This window comes from Nonomuraea sp. B12E4 (genome assembly GCF_039871825.1).
In the GTDB taxonomy this organism is placed as follows: Bacteria; Actinomycetota; Actinomycetes; order Streptosporangiales; family Streptosporangiaceae; genus Nonomuraea.
In genome coordinates this window covers 1-544 of the sequence record NZ_JBDPME010000103.1, presented here as the reverse complement: position 1 = coordinate 544, position 544 = coordinate 1, and the positions used below count along the sequence as shown (strand labels likewise).

Sequence of the window (544 nt, the reverse complement as noted above, 5' to 3'; positions counted from 1 at the left end):
TTCTCAAGGCGCTGGGATGGACCAGCGAGCAGATCCTCGAGCGGTTCGGCCAGTACGAGTCGATGCGGGCCACCCTGGAGAAGGACCACACGGCCGGTCAGGATGACGCGCTGCTGGACATCTACCGTAAGCTGCGGCCCGGTGAGCCGCCGACCAAGGAGTCGGCGCAGACCTTGCTGGAGAACCTGTACTTCAACGCCAAGCGGTACGACCTGGCCAAGGTGGGTCGCTACAAGATCAACAAGAAGCTCGGGGTGGACTCTGAGATCAGCCAGGGCACTCTGACCGAAGAGGACGTCGTCGCCACCATCGAATACATCGTCCGTCTGCACGCGGGCGAGGAGTCGATGCCGGGCGCCAATGACCGCGAGGTGATCGTCGAGGTCGACGACATCGACCACTTCGGCAACCGCCGCGTGCGCAGCGTCGGCGAGCTGATCCAGAACCAGGTCCGGCTGGGCCTGGCCAGGATGGAGCGCGTCGTCCGCGAGCGGATGACCACGCAGGACGTCGAGGCGATCACGCCGCAGACCCTGATCAACAT

1 pseudogene is annotated in these 544 nt (G+C 64.5%); it reads left to right on the top strand.

The window, feature by feature from the left end:
- A pseudogene (locus ABGB18_RS49410) lies at window positions 1-544 on the top strand (DNA-directed RNA polymerase subunit beta); the annotation flags it as partial.